This window comes from Alcanivorax hongdengensis A-11-3, assembly GCF_000300995.1.
In the GTDB taxonomy this organism is placed as follows: Bacteria; Pseudomonadota; Gammaproteobacteria; order Pseudomonadales; family Alcanivoracaceae; genus Alcanivorax; species Alcanivorax hongdengensis.
The window spans coordinates 1-896 of record NZ_AMRJ01000083.1 but is presented as its reverse complement, the minus strand read 5'-3'; the positions used below and the strand labels follow the sequence as shown (position 1 = coordinate 896).

The following is an 896-nucleotide window of genomic DNA, read 5'->3' as shown; positions in this document are numbered from 1 at the left end:
CCGTCCGTGGAAACGGGGTAGAACCCCTTCCGATCCGAGTCTCCCGAAGCGGATCGTTCTCATATTCCACCATGCAATGGACTTCTACTTGTTTTTCGGTCATCGATAAAATGTAATCTTCAACTTCCTGTCTACCAATAACTCTAAACTTGTAGTTGCCTTCTGGGAGTTGCTGTGACTCGGAAACTCTCAATTTTCCGACGCGGTCATACTTGTTGAAGTCAAATATATCGCAATTTAATGTCTTGGGCTCTTCATCGATGGAAACTGGTGGATGATACAACCCCTTTTCCTCAAAGGGCATTTTTATTGCTGGAACTTTTTCGAACTTTGAACCCAAGCTTATTTCCTTAACATTATCCTCTTCTAGCGCATCATCCAGAGTGCGTAGCCCGGTAATAATTTGGGTGCCAATTTGATATACCGGCCCATTGTAGACATGAACGGTGTTATCGTTCCCATCCGTCACAACCGCAGTATTCTGACCCTCTTGATTAACCGAAATGGGCTTTCCTTCATGCGCTGCCTTGTAGATATCATACAGAAAGGCGGCACTGGCCTTGGTGTACTCCCACATATCTTCGGGCGATAAAGAAGGAAGAAAGGGAAGCGTCTGCTGAACGCCAGAGAAAATAGCTCCGAGATGAACAAGAAGGCTTCCCCTCTGAACATCTTCCGCTATTAACTTGTAGAGTTCTCGGTCGTTTTTTGAAAGCCGTAATTTCCCAGTAACACCCTTATACACACCTTCAAGGATTTGCTGGGTACCATGTAGCCCCGACACCATTTTGTCCAATCTGTAGCCATCATCGAAGGCTCCCCCATCCATCCGGAAAATTAAGTTTTCCATAAGCCATCCCTATTTTTCATGTTTTTTTTGCATAACGTGAATCGCC

General features: G+C 45.1%; 1 protein-coding gene. It reads right to left on the bottom strand.

The window, feature by feature from the left end; translation table 11 throughout:
- Positions 1 to 850 (bottom strand): hypothetical protein (locus tag A11A3_RS17155; protein ID WP_008930596.1); only part of this gene is annotated, 850 nt, incomplete at its 3' end.
- Positions 851 to 896: the final 46 nt, after the last annotated feature.